At 51.7% G+C, this 22,225-nt stretch carries 26 protein-coding genes and 1 pseudogene; 10 read left to right on the forward strand and 17 right to left on the reverse strand.

Going from position 1 to position 22,225, the window contains the following annotated elements:
* Positions 1-79 precede the first annotated feature (79 nt).
* From JDW22_RS09660 to JDW22_RS09665, 3 genes are all read right to left on the reverse strand, one after another.
* Positions 80-325, reverse strand: coding sequence for a hypothetical protein (locus JDW22_RS09660; RefSeq protein WP_200522886.1), 246 nt, complete (start codon positions 323-325; stop codon positions 80-82).
* 382 nt (positions 326-707) lie between these two features.
* The gene (locus tag JDW22_RS13980; protein WP_268884233.1) at positions 708-830 is read right to left on the reverse strand and encodes a hypothetical protein; all 123 of its coding nucleotides are present in this window, start codon (positions 828-830) and stop codon (positions 708-710) included.
* Positions 831-953: 123 nt separating this feature from the next.
* Positions 954-1,436, reverse strand: a complete 483-nt coding sequence (locus JDW22_RS09665) for a TlpA disulfide reductase family protein (RefSeq protein ID WP_200522887.1) — start codon at positions 1,434-1,436, stop codon at positions 954-956.
* Positions 1,437-1,457: 21 nt separating this feature from the next.
* On the opposite strand from JDW22_RS09665, the gene earP reads away from it, so the two are divergent.
* Positions 1,458-2,654 carry an elongation factor P maturation arginine rhamnosyltransferase EarP gene (gene earP / locus JDW22_RS09670; RefSeq protein ID WP_200522888.1) on the forward strand — a complete coding sequence of 399 codons (1,197 nt, stop codon included), beginning with the start codon at positions 1,458-1,460 and terminating at the stop codon, positions 2,652-2,654.
* A gap of 135 nt (positions 2,655-2,789) precedes the next feature.
* Complete coding sequence (locus JDW22_RS09675; RefSeq protein WP_200522889.1) at positions 2,790-3,323, forward strand: DNA-3-methyladenine glycosylase I; 534 nt, start codon at positions 2,790-2,792, stop codon at positions 3,321-3,323.
* A 328-nt stretch (positions 3,324-3,651) separates the two neighbouring features.
* Here JDW22_RS09675 and JDW22_RS09680 read toward each other — a convergent pair whose 3' ends face one another.
* The 10 genes and pseudogenes from JDW22_RS09680 to pilM all read right to left on the reverse strand — a co-directional run bounded on the left by JDW22_RS09680 (position 3,652) and on the right by pilM (position 11,886).
* Positions 3,652-4,266, reverse strand: a complete 615-nt coding sequence (locus JDW22_RS09680) for a GDSL-type esterase/lipase family protein (RefSeq protein WP_207748830.1) — start codon at positions 4,264-4,266, stop codon at positions 3,652-3,654.
* A gap of 24 nt (positions 4,267-4,290) precedes the next feature.
* On the reverse strand, positions 4,291-4,440 hold the full coding sequence (locus tag JDW22_RS09685) for a hypothetical protein (RefSeq protein ID WP_200522890.1): 150 nt from the start codon (positions 4,438-4,440) through the stop codon (positions 4,291-4,293).
* Positions 4,418-4,882 (reverse strand): ProQ/FINO family protein, encoded by a 465-nt coding sequence (locus JDW22_RS09690; protein WP_200522891.1) that lies wholly within the window; start codon positions 4,880-4,882, stop codon positions 4,418-4,420. Before JDW22_RS09690 ends, JDW22_RS09685 begins: the two co-directional genes overlap by 23 nt.
* A 275-nt stretch (positions 4,883-5,157) precedes the next feature.
* Positions 5,158-6,252 carry a 3-dehydroquinate synthase gene (gene aroB / locus JDW22_RS09695; protein WP_235965401.1) on the reverse strand — a complete coding sequence of 365 codons (1,095 nt, stop codon included), beginning with the start codon at positions 6,250-6,252 and terminating at the stop codon, positions 5,158-5,160.
* The gene (locus JDW22_RS09700; protein WP_200522892.1) at positions 6,233-6,769 is read right to left on the reverse strand and encodes a shikimate kinase; all 537 of its coding nucleotides are present in this window, start codon (positions 6,767-6,769) and stop codon (positions 6,233-6,235) included. The genes aroB and JDW22_RS09700 overlap by 20 nt, the downstream gene beginning before the upstream one ends.
* A 52-nt stretch (positions 6,770-6,821) precedes the next feature.
* A pseudogene (gene pilQ, locus JDW22_RS09705) lies at positions 6,822-8,922 on the reverse strand (type IV pilus secretin PilQ).
* Between the two features lie 35 nt (positions 8,923-8,957).
* A complete protein-coding gene (locus tag JDW22_RS09710; protein WP_040558738.1) occupies positions 8,958-9,476 on the reverse strand; it encodes a pilus assembly protein PilP in 519 nt (172 codons plus the stop codon).
* A gap of 26 nt (positions 9,477-9,502) precedes the next feature.
* Entirely contained in the window at positions 9,503-10,129 is a 627-nt protein-coding gene (locus tag JDW22_RS09715; protein ID WP_003797188.1) for a type IV pilus inner membrane component PilO, read from the reverse strand.
* A gap of 10 nt (positions 10,130-10,139) precedes the next feature.
* A complete protein-coding gene (locus tag JDW22_RS09720) occupies positions 10,140-10,781 on the reverse strand; it encodes a PilN domain-containing protein (protein WP_003797190.1) in 642 nt (213 codons plus the stop codon).
* 1 nt (position 10,782) lies between these two features.
* Complete coding sequence (gene pilM, locus JDW22_RS09725; protein WP_200522893.1) at positions 10,783-11,886, reverse strand: type IV pilus biogenesis protein PilM; 1,104 nt, start codon at positions 11,884-11,886, stop codon at positions 10,783-10,785.
* 144 nt (positions 11,887-12,030) lie between these two features.
* On the opposite strand from pilM, the gene JDW22_RS09730 reads away from it, so the two are divergent.
* From JDW22_RS09730 to JDW22_RS09740, 3 genes are read left to right on the forward strand one after another with little or no spacing between them, the layout of a single operon-like run.
* Entirely contained in the window at positions 12,031-14,424 is a 2,394-nt protein-coding gene (locus JDW22_RS09730; protein WP_200522894.1) for a penicillin-binding protein 1A, read from the forward strand.
* 51 nt (positions 14,425-14,475) lie between these two features.
* Complete coding sequence (locus tag JDW22_RS09735; protein WP_200522895.1) at positions 14,476-14,655, forward strand: hypothetical protein; 180 nt, start codon at positions 14,476-14,478, stop codon at positions 14,653-14,655.
* A gap of 7 nt (positions 14,656-14,662) precedes the next feature.
* Entirely contained in the window at positions 14,663-15,595 is a 933-nt protein-coding gene (locus tag JDW22_RS09740; RefSeq protein WP_200522896.1) for an aldose 1-epimerase, read from the forward strand.
* Positions 15,596-15,612: 17 nt separating this feature from the next.
* Here the strand turns inward: JDW22_RS09740 and JDW22_RS09745 are convergent, their stop codons facing one another.
* Positions 15,613-15,861 (reverse strand): hypothetical protein, encoded by a 249-nt coding sequence (locus JDW22_RS09745; RefSeq protein WP_200522897.1) that lies wholly within the window; start codon positions 15,859-15,861, stop codon positions 15,613-15,615.
* A 168-nt stretch (positions 15,862-16,029) separates the two neighbouring features.
* Here JDW22_RS09745 and JDW22_RS09750 point away from each other — a divergent pair, with 168 nt between their 5' ends.
* The 5 genes from JDW22_RS09750 to JDW22_RS09770 all read left to right on the forward strand — a co-directional run bounded on the left by JDW22_RS09750 (position 16,030) and on the right by JDW22_RS09770 (position 19,667).
* Complete coding sequence (locus JDW22_RS09750; RefSeq protein ID WP_200522898.1) at positions 16,030-17,298, forward strand: RsmB/NOP family class I SAM-dependent RNA methyltransferase; 1,269 nt, start codon at positions 16,030-16,032, stop codon at positions 17,296-17,298.
* 20 nt (positions 17,299-17,318) lie between these two features.
* Positions 17,319-17,537 carry a hypothetical protein gene (locus tag JDW22_RS09755; RefSeq protein WP_200523046.1) on the forward strand — a complete coding sequence of 73 codons (219 nt, stop codon included), beginning with the start codon at positions 17,319-17,321 and terminating at the stop codon, positions 17,535-17,537.
* Positions 17,538-17,704: 167 nt separating this feature from the next.
* Complete coding sequence (hflX, locus tag JDW22_RS09760; RefSeq protein WP_200522899.1) at positions 17,705-18,838, forward strand: GTPase HflX; 1,134 nt, start codon at positions 17,705-17,707, stop codon at positions 18,836-18,838.
* Positions 18,829-19,089 (forward strand): hypothetical protein, encoded by a 261-nt coding sequence (locus JDW22_RS09765; RefSeq protein WP_200522900.1) that lies wholly within the window; start codon positions 18,829-18,831, stop codon positions 19,087-19,089. Before hflX ends, JDW22_RS09765 begins: the two co-directional genes overlap by 10 nt.
* A 278-nt stretch (positions 19,090-19,367) precedes the next feature.
* Positions 19,368-19,667, forward strand: a complete 300-nt coding sequence (locus JDW22_RS09770; RefSeq protein WP_200522901.1) for a putative quinol monooxygenase — start codon at positions 19,368-19,370, stop codon at positions 19,665-19,667.
* A gap of 344 nt (positions 19,668-20,011) precedes the next feature.
* On the opposite strand, the gene metW is transcribed toward JDW22_RS09770, so the two are convergent.
* From metW to metX, 3 genes are all read right to left on the reverse strand, one after another.
* Positions 20,012-20,593: a methionine biosynthesis protein MetW gene (gene metW / locus JDW22_RS09775; RefSeq protein WP_200522902.1), complete on the reverse strand. Its 582-nt coding sequence runs from the start codon at positions 20,591-20,593 to the stop codon at positions 20,012-20,014.
* Between the two features lie 100 nt (positions 20,594-20,693).
* Complete coding sequence (locus JDW22_RS09780) at positions 20,694-21,032, reverse strand: hypothetical protein (protein WP_200522903.1); 339 nt, start codon at positions 21,030-21,032, stop codon at positions 20,694-20,696.
* 4 nt (positions 21,033-21,036) lie between these two features.
* Complete coding sequence (metX, locus tag JDW22_RS09785; RefSeq protein ID WP_200522904.1) at positions 21,037-22,158, reverse strand: homoserine O-succinyltransferase MetX; 1,122 nt, start codon at positions 22,156-22,158, stop codon at positions 21,037-21,039.
* Positions 22,159-22,225 lie beyond the last annotated feature (67 nt).

The raw sequence follows: 22,225 nt of genomic DNA on the forward strand, positions 1-22,225 counted from the left end.
ACAGTTGGAAATGATGCGGTTGATTGTGCCATTTTTGCTGGGGGGCGACAACATTTATTTACAAAAGGCTGGGTTTTGTTTACAAATGGGTGCGGGGTGCGGTTTCAGGCTGCCTTTTGGTGTGGGTAAGATGAGGCAGCCTGAAAATGGGTTGGGGCTTTGTGGTGAGTATTTGAGGCAGCCTGAAAATGAGTTGGTGCTTTGTGGTTAGCGTTGGGTGTAGCTTTAACCATGCGTCTCGTGCCGACGGGGCACTTCCTTTTCTTTGCTTGGCCAAAGAATGAGAACCTGCATTCGCTATCTGCACGGCTGCTTTTGCATTCATTGAACACGCCTACTGCGTTGCCAAGCCAAGTTAATAGAACCACTATTAACTTGGCTTGTCGCCTTGTATTCGTATTCACTGAATACAAAATCCGCTCGCGCAGATAACGAATACAGGTTCTGGCAAAAGAAAGGCGACCCCGACGTGCAGGTCTGCTGCGCCAAACTTCCCTCACTGCGCATCCTTTTTTCGGCGCGTGCGAACTAGCCGCACTTCGTGCGTCGTCGGACAAGCGCACGCTTTTTCCCGAAAAAAGAATGCTGCGTTCGGCTGGACGTAGGGGAGGGGCAGCAACATTAACCATTTATGAAGCATTAGGCAGCCTGAAAATCAATCTATCTAGTAAGAAATCGCTTGGCTGAATATCAAGCGATTTTGTTTTTCAGGCTGCCTTCGATGATGAGATGGTCTGAGGCAGCCTGAAACTTGTGTAAACCGACACCCAATGGAGTTCGGTGGCTCGCCAATATTTTGCCAATTTGGCGACGAGCCGTCGCCGTTCCATTTTGGTTTTCAGCCTGCCTCTACCATTCCACAAAAATTTCAGGCTGCCTCCAATCCTCAAAGGCAGCCTGAAAACATCATTCCAAACTTCATTGCAACCTTTAACTTTCAGGCTGCCTCCCCCTCACTTCTTCCCACACTTCGCCTTCACCGCCGCCACCGCGCTATCCAGCTTCGCCCCGTCCACTTCGCCCAGCAAAGTCTGCTGCGCGCCGCATTTGGGTAAGCGCACCACCGTGTAAGGCAGGCCGCCCACCGTGTTGCCCAAATCGCGCATCATCGCGCGGCTGTTTGCGCCCGTATAACGCCAAATCGGATACGAAACAGGCGTGGCTTTTAAAAATTTGCTCACGTTTTCAGGCGAATCCACCGCAATGCCAACCAGCTCAATGCCTTGCTTTTTGCCTTTTTGTTGATACCATTGGCTCATCGCAGGCATTTCCTTGCGGCAAGGTTTGCACCAAGTCGCCCACAGGTTCACAATCTGCACCTTGTCGCCGCCGGACAACTGCTGCGGCTTGTTATCCGCGTGTGACACAAAATCCGCCGCGCCCGCAGGCAACGCCGCGCACAACGCCAAAACGGCCAAACTTTTCAATATTTTCATTCCGGTCTCCTTCAACACATTATGGACAAAAACAAACCGCGCTATTCTACCGCCAAACCGTTCACCTGTTGGCTTTTTTGCACCGTTATCGACAACTTTGGCGACATCGGCGTGTCGTGGCGGCTCGCGCAAGCCTTGCGCCAACGGCTCGGCTGGCAGGTGCATCTGTGGCTGGACAACCTTGCCGCGCTGCAAGCCATCGCCCCCGATGCGCCCGCCGTCCTGCCCTGCGTCCATCAAGGCATCCGACTGCACGCATGGCAAGAGGCGCAACATGCCGATTTGGATAACGCCCCCGCGCCCGATTTGGTGATGGAAACCTTCGCCTGCGCCCTGCCGCCCAATGTGCACGCCATCATCCAAACGCATCGCCCCGTGTGGCTGAATTGGGAATACCTGAGCGCGGAAGATTGGGCAATTCGTACCCACACCATGCCCAGCCTGCAAGCCAACGGCTGCGAGAAATATTTTTGGCAAATGGGCTTTGTGCCCGAGAGCGGCGGCTTGCTGCGCGAGGCGGATTATGTTGAACAGATGGATGCGTTTAAACAAAGGCAGCCTGAAAATACGCCCAGCCTCAAAACCGCCGCCCTGCATATTTTCGCCTTTGGCTACGCCAGCGATGTTTGGCAAAAATGGGTCGCCGCGTTAGCCGAACAAGAGCGCGAAATCGTGTTGCACTGCGCAGGCAAACCGCTGCAAACCAGTTTATCCGCATGGGGCAACGTCTCAGGCAGCCTGAAAACAGCAAACAGCAACGATACGCCGCCCGCCCGCACATTAGGCAGCCTGAAAATCATCAACCAAAACTTTGTGCCGCAAGCGCAGTTTGACCGCGCCCTATGGGCAGCCGATGTGCTGATTGTGCGTGGCGAAGACAGCTTTGTCCGCGCCCAACTCGCAGGCAAGCCGTTTTTCTGGCACATCTACCCCCAAGCCCAAGCCGCCCATTTAGACAAACTCAACGCCTTTTGGCGCACGCACCACCAACACGCCGCCCCCACCGCTGCCGTGCAACACGCCCACCAAGCCCTGTCCAACGACCTCAACGGCGCAGCCGATTTAACCTCCGCCCAACGCCGCCAACATTGGCGCACCCTGCTCGCCCACCTTGCCGACTGGCAACGCAGCGCGCGCGCATGGCAGCAGTATCTGCTCAGCCAAAACGATGCCGTCAGCAGGCTGCGCGATTGGTTGCACCGCCTCAACCGCATCTAATCGCGCACAAGGCAGCCTGAAAACCCGATTTACGCCATTGCACAACAAACCGTTATCGCTCCATTTCCCATTTCAAGCTGCCATTAGCTTGTAAAATTCCATCCTAAAATCCCACACACACCCAAAGGCCCCCCCATGTCCCAAGCCTACTGCGACTTCTGCGCCGCCCTACCCGCCAACACACAAAACCCCAACAAAGCCTACCACGACACCGAATACGGCGTGCCCGTGCAAGACGACAACCGCCTATTTGAACGACTGGTTTTAGAAATCAACCAAGCAGGGCTAAGCTGGACGACCATCCTCAACAAACGCCCCGCCTTTCAGGCTGCCTATGCCCAGTTCAACATCGCCGCCGTCGCCGCCTTTGGCGAAGCCGACATCGCCCGCCTGCTCGCCAACGCAGGCATCATCCGCAACCGCCGCAAAATCCAAGCCGCCATCCACAACGCCCAGCAAATCCACCGCCTGCAACAACAATACGGCAGCTTCAAAAACTGGCTAGATGCCCACCATCCGCGCAGCAAAGAAGCATGGGTTCGGCTGTTCAAACAGCAATTCAAATTTATGGGCAACGAAATCGTCGGCGAATTTTTGATGAGCACAGGCTATCTGGCAGGCGCACACGAAAAAAGCTGCCCACAATATCGGCAGCCTGAAAAAACCTAGCAAACCATGGAGCAGCGGTGGCTCGCTGCCAACCCGCATTACCACATTCAACCCAATCACACCCATTCCAGCGCACCCCAACCGCCCAAAAGCAGCCTGAAACCTTTGCCAAACCCCAGAGGTAGCCTGAAAAATAAGAAATGCCGTCATTCCCGCGCAGGCGAAAATCTTGTTTGATATTCAGAAATAATTGTAAAAACAATCCATTGCCGTAGGTCGGGCATTGATGCCCGACAAATGCTGACCTATTTATCTTAATCCACCACAACTAAAAACGTCGGGCATCAATGCCCGACCTACGGTTTTGCCAAAATTTCAGGCTGCCTCATCACACCAACCCCAGCTTCCGCAAAAACCCCGCCAATTGCTCCGCAAACAACCGATACCCCGCCGCATTCGCGTGCACCGCATCCGATTTCAAATCCTTATCCCCCAAAATATCCGCCCAAGCCCCTTTCAGCAACGGCACATCCAATTCATCCGCCAGCTCCGCATACAACGGATGCTCGCTCACCATACCCAGCAACGCCCCGGTCGTAAAATGCGGAATCGCCACCAACACCGCAGGCACATCCGCTGCCCGAATCATCGCCACCATCTTGCGGATATTCTCCCGCGTGCCGCTTTCAGGCTGCCGCTGCAAAAAATCGTTGCCCCCAATGCTCACCACCACCAACTTCGGCTTTTGCGCCAACAAATCAGGCAGCCGCGCCAACGCCTGCGCGCTCGTGTCCCCCGACACCCCGCCGTTAATCACCTTGCGTCCCAGAATCTGCGCCAACTGCGCGGGATAATCCGCCCCCTTAGGTGCGCCGAAACCCGCCGTCAGCGAATCGCCCACCGCCAAAATCGCATCGCCCGCCACCAGCTTGCGAAACCGCCTGCGCCCGCATCCCGCCAACAGCGCGCAAGACAAAACCAACCAATCACGCCTTGAAATCATCGTTCCATACCTTTTCAGGCTGCCTTATTGCAACACGGCAGCCTGAAATCCAAAAATCGGTTTACGCCGTCCGCCGCAAAACAAAAACCGCGCAGACAGCATCCCCAACAAATTTTCAGGCTGCCCATCCCGAAGAAAGGCAGCCTGAAACTCAATCCTCAGCCGTTTGCCCATGCTCCACAGCAGCCGCTTCAAACGCATCTGGCTCCGCATCCGCTTGCGCCGCCTTCGCAGCAGCCGCTTCCGCTCTGCGCGCATCCTGTTTCTCAATCGCCTCGCGGATATTCGGCTGCGACAGCGCATACTGCTGCTCCTGCTCGCTCACCTCCCCTTGGAAACGGTTGTTCAAATTAAACCGCTTGCCCCCACGCGCCACCGCCTTCAAATATTTCGGACGACGGCAATGGTTAGACAACACCCGATGAATCAGCGCCGCATCAAACTGCGGCAACGCCTCCACCAAATCTTTCTCAATGCCAATCGCCAGCGGTTTAAACCGCTTAAACACGTCGTACTTGCTATACAAATAATCTGCAATCATATCCGTTTGCTTTTTCTTGCTCATCGTTTGCACAGCCGATTTCAACGCCGCGCCCAAAGCCGTTTCTTGTGTCATAGTCGTATTCCAAAAATATCTAAGAACCCGTATTTACCATTTTCATGGGCTTCTTTTATGCCCTAAAAGCGTGGCTACTGCGTTAAAAATGCTCGCAAGGTGTTCAACCTTGCTGCGCTTTTTGCCTTGTATCCACGCTTTTAGGGCATAAAATCTACCTATGAAAATAGCGGATACAGGTTCCAACAAACCGCGTAGCGCGGGCATTGCCGCCCTGTTTACTACGCCAAATCCAATTTCAAGCTGCCTATTGTCTAAACAGCCGCTCCGTTCAATCAATCCGAAATAAAAGGCTGCAACGCATCCCGCAAAATCTGCACATCATCCAGCGGCGTTAAAACCGCCCGACCCAACGCAGACAAGGTAACAAACCGCATCGTGCCGCTTTCCACCTTCTTATCATGCCGCATATGCGCCAGCCAGCGTTCAAACGCAAACACGGGCGGCGCGTCAGGCAGCTTCGCCTGCCGCATCAGCGCGCGCACCCGCGCCGTATCTTCCGTTTTCAGGCTGCCCAACCGCTCCGACAGCAAGCACGCCAACACGCAGCCCGCCGCCACCGCCTCGCCATGCAGCCAGTTGCCATAGCCCATCTCCGCCTCAATCGCGTGTCCAAACGTGTGCCCCAAATTCAGCAACGCCCGCGCGCCCTGCTCCGTTTCATCCTGCGCCACAATCGCCGCTTTCATTTGGCAACAATGCAGCACCGCCTGCGCCAGCAAAGCCTTATCGCGCGCCATCAACGCCGCCATATTCGCTTCCAGCCATTGCAAAAAATCCGCATCGCCCAGCAGCGCATATTTAATCACTTCCGCCATCCCTGCCGATAACTCGCGGTCGGGCAGCGTATCCAGCGTATCCAAATCCGCAAACACCGCCTGCGGCTGATAAAACGCCCCAATCATATTTTTGCCCAGCGGATGATTGATGGCCGTCTTGCCGCCCACCGAAGAATCCACTTGGCTCAACAGCGTAGTCGGCACTTGCACAAATGGAATGCCCCGCTGATAAGTCGCCGCCGCAAAGCCCGCCATATCGCCCACCACCCCGCCGCCCAGCGCGATAATCGTGGTTTTGCGGTCGGCATGATGGCGCAACAAACCATCGTAAATCGCGTTCAACGAAGCATGGTTTTTATGCTGCTCACCATCGGGCAACACAATCGCAAACGCCTCCACCCCATTAGCCCGCAGCGTATTTTGCAGCGTATCCAAATAAAGCGGCGCAACCACATCATTGGTAACAATCGCCGCCTTTTTGCCGATATGCGCTTGCAACAAAACAAAATCAGCAAAAATGCCGCTGCCGATATAAATCGGATAACGATGCGATGGTGCATCCACCATCAAATTATGCCAAACCTTTTTCATATTCCGATGCATACTTCAAAATCTGCTCAAACGTCGCTTGGCAATCATCCGCCCCCACCTCAATCACAATATGCGCCGTTTCCCGATAAATCGCATCTCGCGCCCGATACAAATCCCGAAATTTCGCCAACGCATCTTGCACCTGCAACAACGGGCGGTTTCTATCCTTGCCCACACGCTCAAACAGCGTTTCAGGCTGCACATGTAAATAAACCACCAAGCCGCGTTGCCTTAAATAATCCCGATTTTGCTCGCGCAAAACCGCCCCGCCGCCCGTTGCCAACACAATATTCGGCAGCAAAGATAACTCATTGATAATATTGCTTTCCCGATGGCGAAAACCCGCCTCCCCCTCCATTTCAAAAATGGTTGGAATGTTTACGCCTGTGCGCTCGCAAATCACTTGGTCGCTATCAAAAAAAGTGCGATTCAAATGCTGCGCCAGCCGTTTGCCTTGCGTGGTTTTCCCTGCCCCCATCAAACCCACCAAAAATAAATTGCCTGCTATATGTTCCATAGCAGGCAATTTTAACTTAAATTTGCACAATATGCAGATTTTTTACATGATATTAATAGCGCATCACGCTGCTCTCGCTACCCATAATGCGGGGCGTAATAAAGAACAGCAATTCATTGCGGCTATTGTTGCGCGAACGTGTTTTAAACAAGTTACCCAACACAGGCAAATCACCCAGCATAGGTACTTTTTTCACGTTATTTTGAATCACTTCTTGATACACGCCACCCACAACCAAAGTGCCACCATCTTCAATCATGGCTTGTGTTTTCACCGATTGTGTGCGGATGCTTGGCTCGCCTTCTGAGCTTTGGTAAGTATTATCAGGCGTATCTTTGTTAATGGTAACATCCATGATAATTTTGTTATCAGGCGTAATACGTGGCAACACTTTCAAGCTCATTACTGCATCTTTAAACGAGGTTGTGGTGCTGCCATCGCTATCGCGTGTGGTGTAAGGCACTTGATAACCTTGTTTAATTTCAGCTTCTTGGCGATCTTGTGTTAAAACGCGAGGTGTAGAAATGGTTTTGCTGCGACCTTCGGCTTCGGAAGCGGAAAGTTCTAAGCCAAGTGTAACAGAGCTAAATGATTTTACAACCGCAATTGAGCCAACCGCCGATGCAACGGGAACGTTAATATTAGGCTCAAACAAAACTCCACTACTACCATTTCTAACACCACGAGAATTTCGTTCAGTAGCCAGCCCCCAATTGTTAGCCCACGAAGTGCTACCAGCGCGAACACCACCAAATTTCACACCCAATTCACGAGATAATGTATCCGATGCTTCCACAATCCGTGCTTCCACCATCACTTGACGCGCAGGCACATCCAACTCTTCAATCAACGCATTGAATTTTTGGATAACAGATTTCACATCATTAACAATCAATGTGTTGGTGGCAGGGTCAATTAACGCGCTACCACGAGAAGTCAAGATAGAGTTATTGGAGCTACCCGAGCTGCTTCCAGTATCAGAGATGCGCAGAATTTTCTTAAATTCTTCAACATTTTTATATTTCAATTGGAAACTTTGAGAAATCAACGGACCCAAATCATCCAATTCTTTACGCGCTGTCAATTCCGCTTTATCGCGTGCCAACATTTCAGCACGAGGCGCAACATTGATGATATTGCCCACGCGGCGCATATCCAATTCGCGCGCATCCAAAATCAAATCCAACGCTTGATCCCAAGGTACATCTTTCAACGAAAGTGTCATTTTGCCTTGCACGCTATCGCTAGCCACAATGTTCATGCCTGATTCTGTTGCCAAAATTTGCAAAACAGTTCGCACATCAACATTTTGGAAATCCAAAGAGATGCGTTTGCCTGTGAATTTTTGTTTGGTTTTATTTGCACCAATGCCCAATTCAGTAACATTTTTAGTTGGCGTGATTTGTATGCTTTGGCGACCATTTTTGCCTGTGATGGTATGCTTCCATGTGCCTTGGTTGCGCAAAGTGATTTGCGTATCGTTGCCCACACGGCGAACGCTAATTGTGCGAACAGGTGTAGAGAAATCTGTTACATCCAAATTGCGTTGCGCTTGTGCTGGCAATGGATAGTTTTTCAGTGTAATCACCAAACGATCGCTTTGTGAACGAACTTGGGGCTCGCCAGTGAAGTTTGATGAAAATTCAACTACGCCAGAATTATTGCCACCTTTGTGGAAATCAATATTAAAGGGAACTGAAGAAGAATAAGCACTTTGTGTTTGTGCGCTTCTTGCAGCAGGAACGGCACTTACCGGCGCAGAGTTAGATGAACGCGCTTCGCTCAATTGCACCCACACTTCGTTGCCTTTTACCTGAACATTGTATTGACCTTCTTGCCCCAATCCCAACAAAACGCGAGTGTTACCTTCGCTTTGGGCTGTGACAATTTGATTAAGTAGATTATCATTGAATGTTAAAGTAGGTTGTTTTACTTTCAAATCTGTATTTGAAAAATCTAGCGTAATACGGGCAGGAGATGAAGTAATAAAACCAGTTGGCTCTACCGCATCTTTAATTGAATTTAAACTTGATGACACGCTGTTTATTAGGCAAAACAGATACTTTAATATCGGTAATGCTGCCAGCATAAGCAACTTGTGCGAGCAAGCCAGCTACAAGTGCTGATAAAACTTTTACTGAATTCTTTTTCATAATTTAAGCCTCTTTAAAATTTACAATCTGATGATTTATTTACCCGAGTTACCAGAATCATTTAAAACTATTTCTGCTTCTCTGTTCGTCCAGTTGCCTGATGCATCTTCAACCACTTCCACAACTTTGATTACATCAGGAGTAATTCGAACAATGCGACCGAAGTTTTGCCCAACATGGTTACCAACATTAACGGTATAAACATGCCCTTCAACCTCAATCATCGCAGATAACGCCTTGCCCGCCCCAATTGAACCCACATAATTTAGATTCTCTAAACTATAATTTTCCAGTAATTCTTTAGGTCTATTCAAATCAGGTATTTGCGAATTTTGATAGGCCGCCCGCAATCTTTGTGTGCTAAACGCATTAGGACCAGATACTTCCGGAGGAAAGTATGCAACAGGTTCTAATTTAGCCGGCTCTTCAACAGGGCGCACCTTGGTTTTCGCCTCGGCTTTCTTTTGATTCATCCATTCTTGCAAATTTCCACCTTCTTCTGAACAAGCAGATAGCAAAATAATAGATGATAATAATAAAAGTTTTGCTTTCATTGTCATTTCCTATTCTTACACATTCATTATTCTGCTTGGCTAGCAGCAGAAGCAGCTTTTGCTTCTTTGGAAAGATCCATGGCTTTATATGTATTGGCAGTTGCCGAAAGCGTCAGCTTGCTACCATCATCTTTTGCAGATTTATTCGCGCTTGTAAGATTGATATTAGCCAATGTAACGATACGAGACATCTTGCCAACATCGCGAATAAATTGAGAAAGCTGCTCATAGCTACCCGAAACTGCAATAGCAATTGGCAAACGCTCAATCGGCTTCTCTGCCACAGCTTCGCCAGGTGTTACATTTGTCATGGTTAGATTATTTTTGGCAGCTGCTTGGTGTAATTCTTGGATAAGCGTTGGAATTTCAGCCGATGTTGGCAACTGTTTCAGCAACACATCTAAGGATGCCTCGATAAGTTCCAATTCTTTTTTCAGATTATCCAAACTGGCAGCCTGAACACTCTTGGCTTCAAAATCTGCTTTTAGCTTAACTTCTTCCTCTTGCTTTCCTTTGTATTCATCCCACTGACCTTGGAATAATACAAAATAACCTGCGACCACAATCACCAAAGCAATAACCGCCGCCAGTAAAAACTGTACTGCTTTACTTTGCAAATGGAGCTTATCCCATTGAATTTCATTTAAATTCATTATAATCACCTTATTCTGTTGTTGATGCCGCAGAAGCTGAGGCGGAAGTTGCCGTTGATTCAGCAGATACGGAAGATTGCGTTGCTGTTAGTTTTTTCTGCTCTAACAAGTTCGCAGTTATCTTAAATTCTTGTCCGTTATCCGTTTTATTGATGCTATCCAATTTAGGCGTATCAAACACACCTGTACTTGGCAATGCTGTCATAAACATAGCAACTTTATTATCACTAATTGCCTTGCCTACCAAAGTATAAGTATTGCTAATATTTGCATCACTGCCGCCAATATTTTGGATGCTTGTTAAATAAGCGCCATCTGGAACAAGTTGGTTCACAGTATCAACAATTCGAGCGCCCTCAAACCGTTTATTATCCAGCTCTTCAACTTTTTGCTTACGCTCCAAGAAACTTTGCTTTTGTGCTTGCAAATCTTTAACTTTTACAATTTGCGCATCAAGTTCTTTGATACCAGCATTCAGTTCTTCGTTTCTGCTTTCTTGATTTGTAATCAAGGCCGCCAGCGCACCCCAAATCAAGAATGCTGCAACACCACCCGCTATCACGCCAAAAGCCATAACCAACTGAAATTGTTTCTTTTGCTTTTGCTCTAATATCTCACGATATGGCAATAAGTTAATTTTAATTAAGTTCATTTTATACTAACCCTCTCAAAGCTAAACCGAATGCTGTTGTTAATGATGCCGCATCTTTGTCAAATCGTGTGCCATCACCTTTTAGCTTGTTGATTGCAAAAGAAGCCGGATTCAATTGCTCTGTTGCAATATTTGTTTGCGCATACACCACTTCTGAAATACCTGGTGCCGCGCAACCACTGCCGCTAATGTAAATATGCTTAACATTGGACATGCTATCCATATTTTGTGTTGCATAGAAGAACTGCATTACACGTTGCACTTCTTGGGCAATTTGCGCATTAAAACCATCCACAACCATCGCTTTATAATCGTCAGGACGTTTCATTTCACCTGTAATCATAGCCAACGCTTCGCCATTCGTTACTTGATATGCGCGTTGCACAGATTGCACCAATTGCTCCAAACCAAAATTACTTTCTTGTTTATAGAGAATCTGCCCGTTTTCTACGATGAGCGCTTTCAATACGGTATCACCAATATCAAACAATGCAATGCGCTGGCGACCAAAACTATCGCCATTTTGCATATCTGCATAAGCAAAAGCATTGGCAACAGCAAAAATATCCACATCAACATTAGAGGCGTTGATTCCTACTTCATCCAGCAAATCCGTTGCGCGCTCAACCGCTTCTTTTTTCGCCGCCACCATTAAAACGGTTTGTTCGCTACCCGGATTGCCTGACAAAACCTGCCAGTCGTAATTCATTTCATCAAGAGAACCGATATTAGACACTTCCAGCTCAACAAATTCTTGAAGTGTCATGTTGCTGCCTTCCGGTACGAAACGTAAGTTCTCCTCAATGGTTACTGCGCTTGCCGGCAATGCGATATTGGCTTGTTTACAATTTGTTTTCATTTTGCTGTAACACTGTTGCAAATGAGAGACAAGCTGGTCAAAATCCACCACCTCGCCGCCTGAAACCACGTTGGCAGGCAGGGTAGTAATCGCATATTTTTCAAGCTGAACTTGACTTAATTGACGACCAGATAGTTGCACCATACGAATATGGCTTGGGCTGATATCTACACCAATGACGCTACGCCCTGATGTAGCCATAGCTTTCTTATTGCTTGTTTTTTTCTCGGTTTTCTTTGAGCGCATGATTTAAGTCCTTACCTAACGCATAAAACATTTATAATGTCATTTGTCGCTTTGGTTTTCATCCAATAACAAATTCATTGCGATATTTTACTTTATTTAAAAAAACACATGGCGATTTTGTGCATTATCGCTGCGAGAAATTTTATGATTAAGAAATTGATTACGACGTTTTTGGGGCTGTTATTAGGTTTATTCCTATTTGCAGTCGGTTTGGTGACTGTTGCAATTTTAGTCACATACCCCAAACTCCCGCCGCTTGATGCGGTGAAATATTACCAACCACACGAGCCTTTAACGATTTATTCGGCTGAGGGCGTGGTGATTGGTTCTTATGGTGATGAAAAACGCGCCTTTACGCCTATTGACCAATTTCCCGAGGTTTTAAAAAACGCGGTGATTGCGGCGGAAGACAAGCGTTTCCGCGAACACTGGGGCGTGGATGTGATCGGTGTGATTCGTGCGGCGATTAGCAATGCGTCTGGTGGCGCAAAACAAGGGGCGAGTACGATTACGCAGCAAGTGGCGCGTAATTTTTATTTGACCAACGAGCGCACGATGACGCGCAAATTCAATGAAGCCTTACTGGCTTACAAAATTGAAAAAACGCTGACCAAAGACCAAATTTTGGAGCTGTATTTCAACCAAATTTATTTGGGGCAACGCGCTTATGGTTTCGCTTCGGCGGCGAAAGTGTATTTCAATAAAGAAGTGCGCGATTTAACGCTGGCGGAAGCCACTATTTTGGCGGGGCTGCCCAAAGCGCCTTCTACCTTTAACCCGATTGTGAACCCCGAACGTGCGCGTTTGCGTCAAGAGTATATTTTGAACAATATGGTGGAATTGAACATGATTACACCAGCCGAGCGCACGGCGGCGTTAAACGAGCAATTAACGTATGAGCGTTATCGCGTGGATGTGGACCAAAATTCGTTGTATGTGGCGGAAATGGCGCGTCAAGAACTGTTTGAACGCTATGGCGAAGATGCCTACACCAAAGGCTTGAAAGTTTACACCACCGTGAGCGTTGCCAATCAAAAGGCGGCAACGACTGCACTGCGCAACACTTTGCGCAGTTTGAGCGCGGGGCGTGCTTATGCGGGTGCGGAACAGCAGTTGGATTTTAGCTCGGTTGAACCCGAAGACATTGAAGATGCGGCGGAGCAATTTCTTGCCAACACTTATACCGTTGAGGGGATGGTGCCTGCGGTGGTGATTGAAGCGGGCAAACAGGGGATTGTGGCTTATATGCAAGGGGGCAAAAAGGCGACTTTGAAACTGGGCGACATGGGCATCGCTCGCAACGCCATTGGCAATAAAAAACTGGGCGACAAGGCAATCAAAGTTGGCTCGGTGATTCGTGTGATGAAATTGAAAAACGGCAGTTGGACGGTTACACAGCAGCCTGAAATTCAAGGCGCGCTGGTTTCTATTGATGCGCAAACGGGCGCGGTGCAGGCTTTAGTGGGCGGTTATGATTTCCACAGCAAGACGTTTAACCGTGCAACGCAAAGTATGCGCCAGCCTGGTTCTGCCTTTAAGCCGTTTGTTTACTCGGCGGCGCTGTCTAAAGGTTTTACTGCTTCTACGCTGGTGAACGATGCGCCGATTACGATTCGTGGCTGGTCGCCACAAAACTCGGACGGCACTTATTCGGGCATGATTACGCTGCGCCAAGCCTTAACTTGGTCTAAAAATACGGTATCAGTGCGGATTGCGCAAGCGATGGGCGTGAGCTATTTGCGCGCTTATGTGCAACGCTTTGGCTTTACAGCAGACCAAATCCCGCCTGCGCTGTCTATCGCGCTGGGCACGGCTTCGGTTACACCGATGCAAATGGCGGAAGGCTATGCCGTGTTTGCCAATGGCGGCTACAAAGTTGCCCATTATGTGATTGATAAGATTTACGACAGCAAAGACAATTTGCGCGCCGAAATGCAGCCTTTGGTGGCGGGCAAAACCGCGCCGCAAGTGATTGACCCGCGCAATGCTTATGTGATGACTTCTATCTTGCACGACGTTGCCACCAAAGGCACGGGCGCGGCAACCAACGCGCTCGGTCGCAGCGACATCGCGGGCAAAACGGGTACCACCAACGACTTTAAAGACGCTTGGTTTGTGGGCTACACGCCTAAAATCGTAACCGCTGTTTACATTGGCTACGACAAGCCGCGCACCATTGGCAAAGGCGCGTTTGGCGGCAAAATTGCGCTGCCTATGTGGATAAACTATATGCGCTTTGCCCTTAAAGGCAAGCCTGTGAGCAAGTTTGTTGAACCCAAAGGCGTGGTGAAACGCGATGGCGAAGTGTACTTGAAAGAACGCCAAACCACCGATGAGCACTTGCCGTTGGATAACACCACCGACCAACCCGAAGTGGTGCGTCCGCTGAACCCGCCCAAAGCGCAAGAGCAAGACTTGTCGCCTGTTGATAACGACAGCGGCGCGGGCGAGCGCGAATTGCGCCCCGTGCCAAGCAACGCGCCCAGCCGCAGTCGCGGCAACAGCGACGACGCAGCCAACGCGTTCTTTGAAGACTAAGCCGAAAACCATCGCCAAAGGCAGCCTGAAAACTGCTTTTGGCGATTTTTTTTGCCCGCCCGTTTTCAGGCTGCCGAATATCGTTGGTTAAAATACCAGACGAGACAAGGCGACAACGAGAAATGCGCCATCGGCAGCCTGAAATCCATTGCCCGCCTTGCCCAACCTCGTTTCAGGCTGCCCAAACCTGCTAAACTCCCCATCCTCAAAACCCAACCCACAAAGGAATAATCCCGCCATGTCTTTCGCCATCCAAATCACCCCCGACACCATCCGAATCAGCCACGCCGAGCAATATCAAGTGGAAATCTACCCGTTCGGCGCGCTGCTCAACCGCTTCGCCATCCGCCAAGCAAACGGACAATGGCACAACGCCGTCGCCGCCTATTCCTCCCCGCAGCACGCACAAGAAACGCTCACCCGACTTTTTCGCAGCGCAAAACTCAGCCCTTTTGTTTGCCGGTTGGATAACGCCCAATACACCCACCAAGGCAGCCTGAAAACCATCCGCAAATTCAAACTCGGCGACAGCGCCATCCACGGCTTAATTTTTGACGCGCCCTTTCAACTGCAAAGCAGCCACAGCAACGCCGACAGCGCCGGCATCACCCTCGCCCACACCTATCGCGGCGAAGATAGCGGCTACCCCTTCGCCTACCACATCCAAATCAGCTACACACTCGACACCCACGGCAAGCTCCGCATCCGCAGCCAAGTGCGCAACCTAAGCGACAGCCCCCTCCCCATCGCCGACGGCTGGCATCCCTACTTCGCCGTGGATGGCGACATGGCAAACTGGCGGCTTTGCATCCGCAGCCGACAACAACTCACCTTCAACGAGCGCATGCTGCCCACAGGCGAAACCATCAACAGCAACCCCTTTGCCCACAGCACGCCCATCGCCCAAACCGAGCTAGACAACTGCTTCGTGCTCACCGACGATTTCAGCCAACCCGCCGTTATCCTGCAAGGCGAACGCATCCAATTGAGCATCACGCCCGAAGCCTCCTACCCGTTCGTGCAGGCCTACACCCCGCCGCAACGCGACAGCATCGCGCTGGAAAACCTCAGCAGCGCGCCCAACGCGTTTAACAACCACATCGGCTTAATCCAGCTTGCGCCGCAGCAAGCGCAGGAGTTTGTTACTGTTTACCAATTAGAAAGCTGTTAAACCGTTTTCAGGCTGCCTCAACACCGTAGCCGTAGAGTGTGCAGCTTGCTGCGCACGCCGTTTGAGGCAGCCTGAAAATACAAAACCGTTTGGTATTCAGCCAAACGGTTTTTGTCGGATAGATTGAAACCTTTGCAAAGCCTGCAACCGATGGAGCGTTGGCAACTCTCCGACATTTCTTCAAGCCAATAACATCCTTTTTCAGGCTGCCCTTGCGTTTGGGGCGATGAAATGGTGAAGCAAGTTGAGTAAGATTGGGGGCGCATGGGGTGCAGGGGCTTGCCCCTGCTCGTGGTAGTCGGCGAAACGCCTGCGCTGGCGAAAAATTAACGATAGGCAGCCTGAAACCTCATTTTCGCCCCGCTTCAATCCACCGCACCACCCAAACCAGTTAAAATACCTCTCCTTTTTCAACCACCACCCCAAACAAAACCATGACCCCCACCCAGCTCAACCACACCGCCGCCGTGCTCGCCCAAATGCTCACCTTCGAGCAACCCGCCGATGTCGTCCTGTCCAACTACCTGCGCGACAACCGCAAACTCGGGCGCAACGACCGCCACGAAATCGCCGAAACCGCCTTTGCCGCCCTGCGCCATTATCAAAAAATCGCCGCCGTCCTGCGCCGCCCCGCCGTGCAATCGCGCAAAACCGCGCTCGCCGCGCTGATACTCGGGCGCAGCGTTAGCATCAGCCAAATTGAAGATTTGCTGAACAACGCCGACAACGAAAAAGAATTGCTCAGCAGCCTCAAAGCCCGCAAAAACGAATTTTCAGGCTGCCTCAACACCGCCGCCGAACTGCCCAGCTGGCTCATCGCCCGTTTGCAACAACACTACACCGATGAACAAATCCTCGCCTTCGGGCGCAGCGTCGCCCAGCCCGCCCCGCTGGATGTGCGCGTGAACACCCTCAACAGCAAGCGCGACAAAGCCCTCGCCCAACTGCAAACCGAATATCCGCAAGCCATCGCCACACCCTACGCACCGCACGGCATCCGCTTCCCCAACAAGCCCGCGCTCAACCAACACCCCCTGTTTTTAGACGGCACCATAGAAGTGCAAGACGAAGGCAGCCAACTATTGGTTCAACTGGTGGGCGCAAAACGCGGCGAAATCATCGTTGATTTTTGCGCGGGCGCAGGCGGCAAAACCCTCGCCATCGGCGCACAAATGGCAAACAAAGGGCGCATCTACGCCTTCGACGTTTCCGAAAAACGCCTCGCCAACCTCAAACCCCGCATGACCCGCGCAGGCTTAACCAACATCCACCCCGAAAAAATCCACAGCGAAACCGACCCCCGCATCGCAAGGCTCGCCGGCAAAGCCGACCGCGTGCTGGTGGACGCGCCCTGCTCAGGGCTGGGCACGCTGCGCCGCAATCCCGATCTCAAATACCGCCAATCGCCCGAAACCCTAGCCAATTTGCAAGCCCAACAGCAAAGCATCTTGCACGCCGCAGCAGAGCTTGTACGCGCAGGCGGGCGGCTGGTTTACGCCACTTGCAGCATCCTGCCCGAAGAAAACGAAAACCAAGCCGAACACTTCTTGCAAACCCACCCCGACTTTGAACTACTGGATTGCAGCGAACTGCTCGCCGCGCAAAAAATCCCACTCAACACGGGCAAATACCTGCGCCTAGACACCGCCACGCACAACACAGACGGCTTTTTCGCCGCCGTGTTCCAGCGCAAAAGCGCGTAAACATGATTTCAGGCTGCTTATTGTTCACCACATTCAGGCAGCCTGAAAATGGAGCGGCGGCAGCTCGCCGCCATAAACGCCAACCATCCAACCGCTGTCTAACCACAAAGCGCAATCCCAAAGGCAGCCTGAAACCAACACTCGTAGGTCGGGTATTCATGCCCGACAAACAACCATCACACCAACATCAGTCGGGCAACAAGTGCCCGACCTACCCGCTGCAACAAAATTCAGCATAACCCGTAGGGTGTGCAACTTGCTGCGCACGCTGTTTGCTAACTCAAAGGCAGCCTTGCCCCTTTGTCCAAATCTTTGATTTGGGTATAAAGGGGTAGTCCGCAGCGCACCGCGCAAGGTAGAAAAACCTATTTCCCCACTTTCAAGCTGCCTCCCCCGAAAGCCCGCCATGCCCCACACCACCAACAAAACCCTAGCCCAAGCCGAGCGCATCATGCTGGTTTCCGTGTTGCTGTCCAGCCAATATTCGGGCAGCAACCAAACGCGCGAGCGCAGTTTTCAGGCTGCCTGTACCGAAGCTGCCGAGCTGGTGCGTGCCACAGGCGGCGAATTGGTTTGCAGCGAAACCGCCAAGCGCGACAAACCGCACACCGCGCTGTTTGTGGGCACGGGCAAAACCGAAGAACTCGCCCAACTTGTGCAGCAACACGACATCCAACTCGTCGTCTTCAACCACGAACTCACGCCCACCCAAGAGCGCAACCTAGAACGCGCCCTGCAATGCCGCGTGCTAGACCGCGTAGGGCTCATCCTCGCCATCTTCGCCCAGCGCGCCCAATCGCAAGAAGGCAAGCTGCAAGTGGAGCTTGCCCAGCTCAACCACCTGTCCAGCCGCCTCGTGCGCGGCTACGGGCATCTGCAAAGCCAAAAAGGCGGCATCGGCTTGAAAGGCCCGGGCGAAACCCAGCTGGAAACCGACCGCCGCCTCATCCAAACCAAAATCAACGTGCTCAAACGCCAGCTTGCCAACGTGAAAAAGCAACGCGAAACGCGGCGCAAAGCCCGCCTTTCAGGCAGCCTAAAAACCTTTGCCATCGTGGGCTACACCAACGCCGGCAAATCCACCCTGTTCAACCGCCTCACCAAATCCGACGTGTTCGCCAAAGACCAACTGTTCGCCACGCTCGACACCACCGCGCGGCGGCTCTACCTTGCCCCCGAAGCCAGCATCATCCTCAGCGACACGGTGGGCTTTGTGCAGGATTTGCCGCATCAGCTGGTTTCCGCCTTTTCCGCCACGCTGGAAGAAACCGCGCTGGCAGACGTGCTGCTGCACATCGTGGACGCGCACGACCCCGAACACGAACGCAAAATCCAAGATGTGAACGCGGTGTTAGCGGAAATCAAAGCCGATAAAATCCCGCAGATTATCGTATACAACAAGATTGATTTGCTGCCCGAGGCGGAACAACACGCAGGCAGCCTGAAAAACCATGCAGGGCAAACCGTTGCCGTGCGCGTGTCGGCGGCCAGCGGCGCGGGGTTGGATGATTTACGCGCGGCGTTGGCAGAATGGGCTTGAATGATGGTTTTCAGGCTGCCGCAAATGACACGTTGGCAGCTTGTCGCCATAACCGCCCATGCAATGGAACGGCGGCGGCTCGCCGCCACAAACTCAACGCCACCACACCCACGCAAGCGCAAGATAGGAAACAGTTTGAACTCTTTGCCCCCTGCGGCAGCCTGAAAATCAGAAATACCGTCATCCCCGCGATATTCAGAAATAATTGTAAAAACAAACTGTTGCTTATCAGTAGGTACGCGCGCGGTTAGGATGGCGCAAACCGCGTGCGCAGCCAAGCTGCACACCCCGCAATTAGAATCAACAACCTATCCCATCAGTAAAAATGCAGCTTGCGCGGTTGTTTGCCGCATTTCCCCCGTGTAAACTGCGCCTCGCCTTTTCAGGCTGCCTCAATATGGAACAGCGGCAGCTTGCCAACATTTCGCCCACCATGCGCAAATGTTGATTGAACGAACCATCGCCGCACCACCAACAAAGGCAGCCTGAAAACGCAAACCCTTTCCCAACCCCCAACGGAGTAAATACCATGAGCATTAAAATCGTTGCCACCCTTGCCGTAAAACCCGCCCACCGCGCCGAGCTGCTCGCCGTGTTCCGCGATTTGGTCGCCAAAAGCCGCGCCGAAGCGGGCAACCTGCGCTACGACTTGCACCAAGATGTGCAAAACGAAAACCGTTTTGTGTTCGTGGAAACATGGCAAGACCAAACGGCGGTGGACAGCCACAACGCCAGCAGCCATTTTCAAGGCTTTGTGCAAGCGATTGACGGCAAAACCGACAGCGTGGAAATTGTGTTGATGACAGATGTGAGCGAAAACGGTAATTAACCGCCGCGCAAACCAAAGGCAGCCTGAAAACGAGCGAAGCGAGTTTCAGCGGAGCTAACAGCGAAGCTAAAACGTGCCTCTAAAAATGTTTTCAGGCTGCCTTACATTTGCCATCCAACTGCCGTCATTCCCGCGCAGGCGGGAATCTTGGCTAAAATTGGGCAATAGATTGTTTTTACACACATTTCTGAATAACAAACAAGATTCCTGCCTGCGCGGGAATGACGGCGTTTCTTGTTGTTCAGGCTGCTGCTAGGGTTTGCAAAGGGTTCAGATGGCATGAAAGGCAGCCTGAAAACAAATCACACCATTTTCAGGCTGCCTATATGCTTACCGCGCAGCCATTACCCCACGCGATAAAACGCCAAGCTGCCGAGCAAATTGGGCAGTATTTCCACGCGGTGATCGCCCGTCATCACGGTGCGTTCCAGCACGCGGATTTGGTTTTTGGCGCACAGTTGGTCAAAGTCTTGCAGCGTGCACCAATGGATATTGGGCGTGTTGTACCATTGATACGGCATCCGCTCGGACACGGGCATATGCCCACCCAGCGCGATTTGCAGGCGGTTGCGCCAGTAGCCGAAGTTGGGGAAGGTAACAATGGCCTGCTTGGCGACGCGGGTTAAATCGCGCAGGATGGTTTCGGTGTTTTGCATGGCTTGGATGGTTTGGCTGAGCACAATCACGTCAAAACTTTGGTCACCGAAGGTGGTCAAGCCGCGTTCCAAGTCGGCTTGGATGACGTTGATGCCGCGTTCTATGGCGGCTTGCACGCTGGCGGGGTTGATTTCTATGCCGTAGCCCGTGCATTGTTTGCTTTGGGTGAGCGCGGATAGCAGCGCGCCGTCGCCGCAGCCGAGGTCTAGCACATGGGATTTTTCGGGAATCCAGTCGTAGATGAGTTGGAGGTCATTGCGTAGGGGCATGGTTGGGGGTCTCGTTTGGGATTTTCAGGCTGCCTCTAAGACAGGGCAACAGCAAAACACATTAGGCAGCCTGAAAATGGGTTTTAAGGACAGATACGTTTTACTCCACCAATTCCCACGTTTGCTTACTGGATTGCCAGCGCAAATAGGGGGCGACGTAGCCGTCTTGGTAGCGGATTTCGTATTCGCTGGGGCTGTGGCGGATGTAGTTGGGTTGCCAGCCTTGTTTGTTGTGTTTGAAGCCGAGCGGGATAAGTTCGGCTTCATTGTTTTCAGGCAGCCTGTGGTGGCTGCGCTGGAATTGTTGGATTTGGGCGATGATTTGGTTGCCAAGCTGGATGTCTTTGTGTCGCCGCCATTGAACCGGCATGTTCAGATAGAGCATGCCGACGGCAATCAGCACAACCATGCCCAACAGGGTTTGAATAAAGGTTTTCATGGGTTTAGACGCTGATGTTGTTCATATAGGCGCGCACGGCGTTGTGGTATTGCGGGTCGTCGAGCAGGAAGGCATCGTGTCCGTGTTGGCTGGGCACTTCCACATATTGCACGTTTTTGCGCGCGGCAATCAGGGCGCGCACCAGCTCGCGCGAACGCTCAGGGGAAAACCGCCAATCGGTGCTGAAACTGGCGATAAAGTAGTGCGCTTGGGTGTGTTGCAGCGCGGCTTGCAGGTTGTTGTATTCGGCGGCGGGGTCAAAATAGTCTAGGGCTTTGGTCATCAGCAGATAGGTGTTGGCATCAAAGGTTTCGGCGAATTTGTCGCCTTGGTGACGCAGGTAGCTTTCTACTTCAAAATCTATGTCGTAGTTGTAGTTATAGTGTTCGTTGCGCAGTTGTCGCCCGAATTTGTTGCCCAGCCCGTGTTCGGCGAGATAGGTGATGTGCCCCATCATGCGGGCGGTGCGCAGCCCACGGCGGGGCTTGGTGTGGTGTTGGGCGTAGTTGCCACCGTGGAAATCGGGGTCGGTGATGATGGCTTGGCGGGCAACGTCATTAAAGGCGATGTTTTGGGTGGAGAGTTTGGGCGCGGACGCAATCACTAGGGCGTGGCGCACGCGGCTGGGGTAGTCTATTGTCCATTGCAGGGCTTGCATGCCGCCCAAGCTGCCGCCGACTACGGCTGCCCATTGTTCTATGCCAAAGTGGTCGGCAAGCTGGGCTTGGGTGTTCACCCAATCGCGCACGGTTACCAGCGGGAAATCTGCGCCGTATGGCTCGCCTGTGGCGGGGTTGATGCTGGTTGCGCCTGTGCTGCCTGCGCAGCCGCCTAGGTTGTTGAGCGCAATCACAAAGAATTTGTTGGTGTCTATCGGTTTGCCTGCGCCTATCATGTTGTCCCACCAGCCTGCGTATTTGTCGTTGGTGTGGTGTCGCCCTGCGGCGTGGTGGTTGCCCGATAGCGCATGGCAAATGAGCACGGCGTTGCTTTTGCTCTCGTTGAGTTCGCCGTAGGTTTCTATGATGAGCTGGTAGCTGGGGAGTGTGCTGCCGTTTTGTAGGGTGATGGGATGGGGGAACTGGATGATTTGCGGGGTGATTATGGTGGTGCTGGTGATGGTCATGGCGGGGTGGGGTTAGGATGAAAATAAGGCGCGATTATAGCGCGAGATAAGGGGGCAAAGGCAGCCT

Source organism: Kingella bonacorsii (assembly GCF_016623605.1).
In the GTDB taxonomy this organism is placed as follows: domain Bacteria; phylum Pseudomonadota; class Gammaproteobacteria; order Burkholderiales; family Neisseriaceae; genus Kingella_B; species Kingella_B oralis.

Bases quoted from the DNA above. Each gene is read 5' to 3' on its own strand.
- JDW22_RS09660 (WP_200522886.1), bottom strand. From the start codon at position 325: ATGAATGCAAAAGCAGCCGTGCAGATAGCGAATGCAGGTTCTCATTCT.
- JDW22_RS13980 (WP_268884233.1), bottom strand. From the start codon at position 830: ATGGAACGGCGACGGCTCGTCGCCAAATTGGCAAAATATTGGCGAGCC.
- JDW22_RS09665 (WP_200522887.1), bottom strand. From the start codon at position 1,436: ATGAAAATATTGAAAAGTTTGGCCGTTTTGGCGTTGTGCGCGGCGTTG.
- earP (WP_200522888.1), top strand. From the start codon at position 1,458: ATGGACAAAAACAAACCGCGCTATTCTACCGCCAAACCGTTCACCTGT.
- JDW22_RS09675 (WP_200522889.1), top strand. From the start codon at position 2,790: ATGTCCCAAGCCTACTGCGACTTCTGCGCCGCCCTACCCGCCAACACA.
- JDW22_RS09680 (WP_207748830.1), bottom strand. From the start codon at position 4,266: ATGATTTCAAGGCGTGATTGGTTGGTTTTGTCTTGCGCGCTGTTGGCG.
- JDW22_RS09685 (WP_200522890.1), bottom strand. From the start codon at position 4,440: ATGGGCAAACGGCTGAGGATTGAGTTTCAGGCTGCCTTTCTTCGGGAT.
- JDW22_RS09690 (WP_200522891.1), bottom strand. From the start codon at position 4,882: ATGACACAAGAAACGGCTTTGGGCGCGGCGTTGAAATCGGCTGTGCAA.
- aroB (WP_235965401.1), bottom strand. From the start codon at position 6,252: ATGAAAAAGGTTTGGCATAATTTGATGGTGGATGCACCATCGCATCGT.
- JDW22_RS09700 (WP_200522892.1), bottom strand. From the start codon at position 6,769: ATGGAACATATAGCAGGCAATTTATTTTTGGTGGGTTTGATGGGGGCA.
- JDW22_RS09710 (WP_040558738.1), bottom strand. From the start codon at position 9,476: ATGAAAGCAAAACTTTTATTATTATCATCTATTATTTTGCTATCTGCT.
- JDW22_RS09715 (WP_003797188.1), bottom strand. From the start codon at position 10,129: ATGAATTTAAATGAAATTCAATGGGATAAGCTCCATTTGCAAAGTAAA.
- JDW22_RS09720 (WP_003797190.1), bottom strand. From the start codon at position 10,781: ATGAACTTAATTAAAATTAACTTATTGCCATATCGTGAGATATTAGAG.
- pilM (WP_200522893.1), bottom strand. From the start codon at position 11,886: ATGCGCTCAAAGAAAACCGAGAAAAAAACAAGCAATAAGAAAGCTATG.
- JDW22_RS09730 (WP_200522894.1), top strand. From the start codon at position 12,031: ATGATTAAGAAATTGATTACGACGTTTTTGGGGCTGTTATTAGGTTTA.
- JDW22_RS09740 (WP_200522896.1), top strand. From the start codon at position 14,663: ATGTCTTTCGCCATCCAAATCACCCCCGACACCATCCGAATCAGCCAC.
- JDW22_RS09745 (WP_200522897.1), bottom strand. From the start codon at position 15,861: ATGCGCCCCCAATCTTACTCAACTTGCTTCACCATTTCATCGCCCCAA.
- JDW22_RS09750 (WP_200522898.1), top strand. From the start codon at position 16,030: ATGACCCCCACCCAGCTCAACCACACCGCCGCCGTGCTCGCCCAAATG.
- hflX (WP_200522899.1), top strand. From the start codon at position 17,705: ATGCCCCACACCACCAACAAAACCCTAGCCCAAGCCGAGCGCATCATG.
- JDW22_RS09765 (WP_200522900.1), top strand. From the start codon at position 18,829: ATGGGCTTGAATGATGGTTTTCAGGCTGCCGCAAATGACACGTTGGCA.
- JDW22_RS09770 (WP_200522901.1), top strand. From the start codon at position 19,368: ATGAGCATTAAAATCGTTGCCACCCTTGCCGTAAAACCCGCCCACCGC.
- metW (WP_200522902.1), bottom strand. From the start codon at position 20,593: ATGCCCCTACGCAATGACCTCCAACTCATCTACGACTGGATTCCCGAA.
- JDW22_RS09780 (WP_200522903.1), bottom strand. From the start codon at position 21,032: ATGAAAACCTTTATTCAAACCCTGTTGGGCATGGTTGTGCTGATTGCC.
- metX (WP_200522904.1), bottom strand. From the start codon at position 22,158: ATGACCATCACCAGCACCACCATAATCACCCCGCAAATCATCCAGTTC.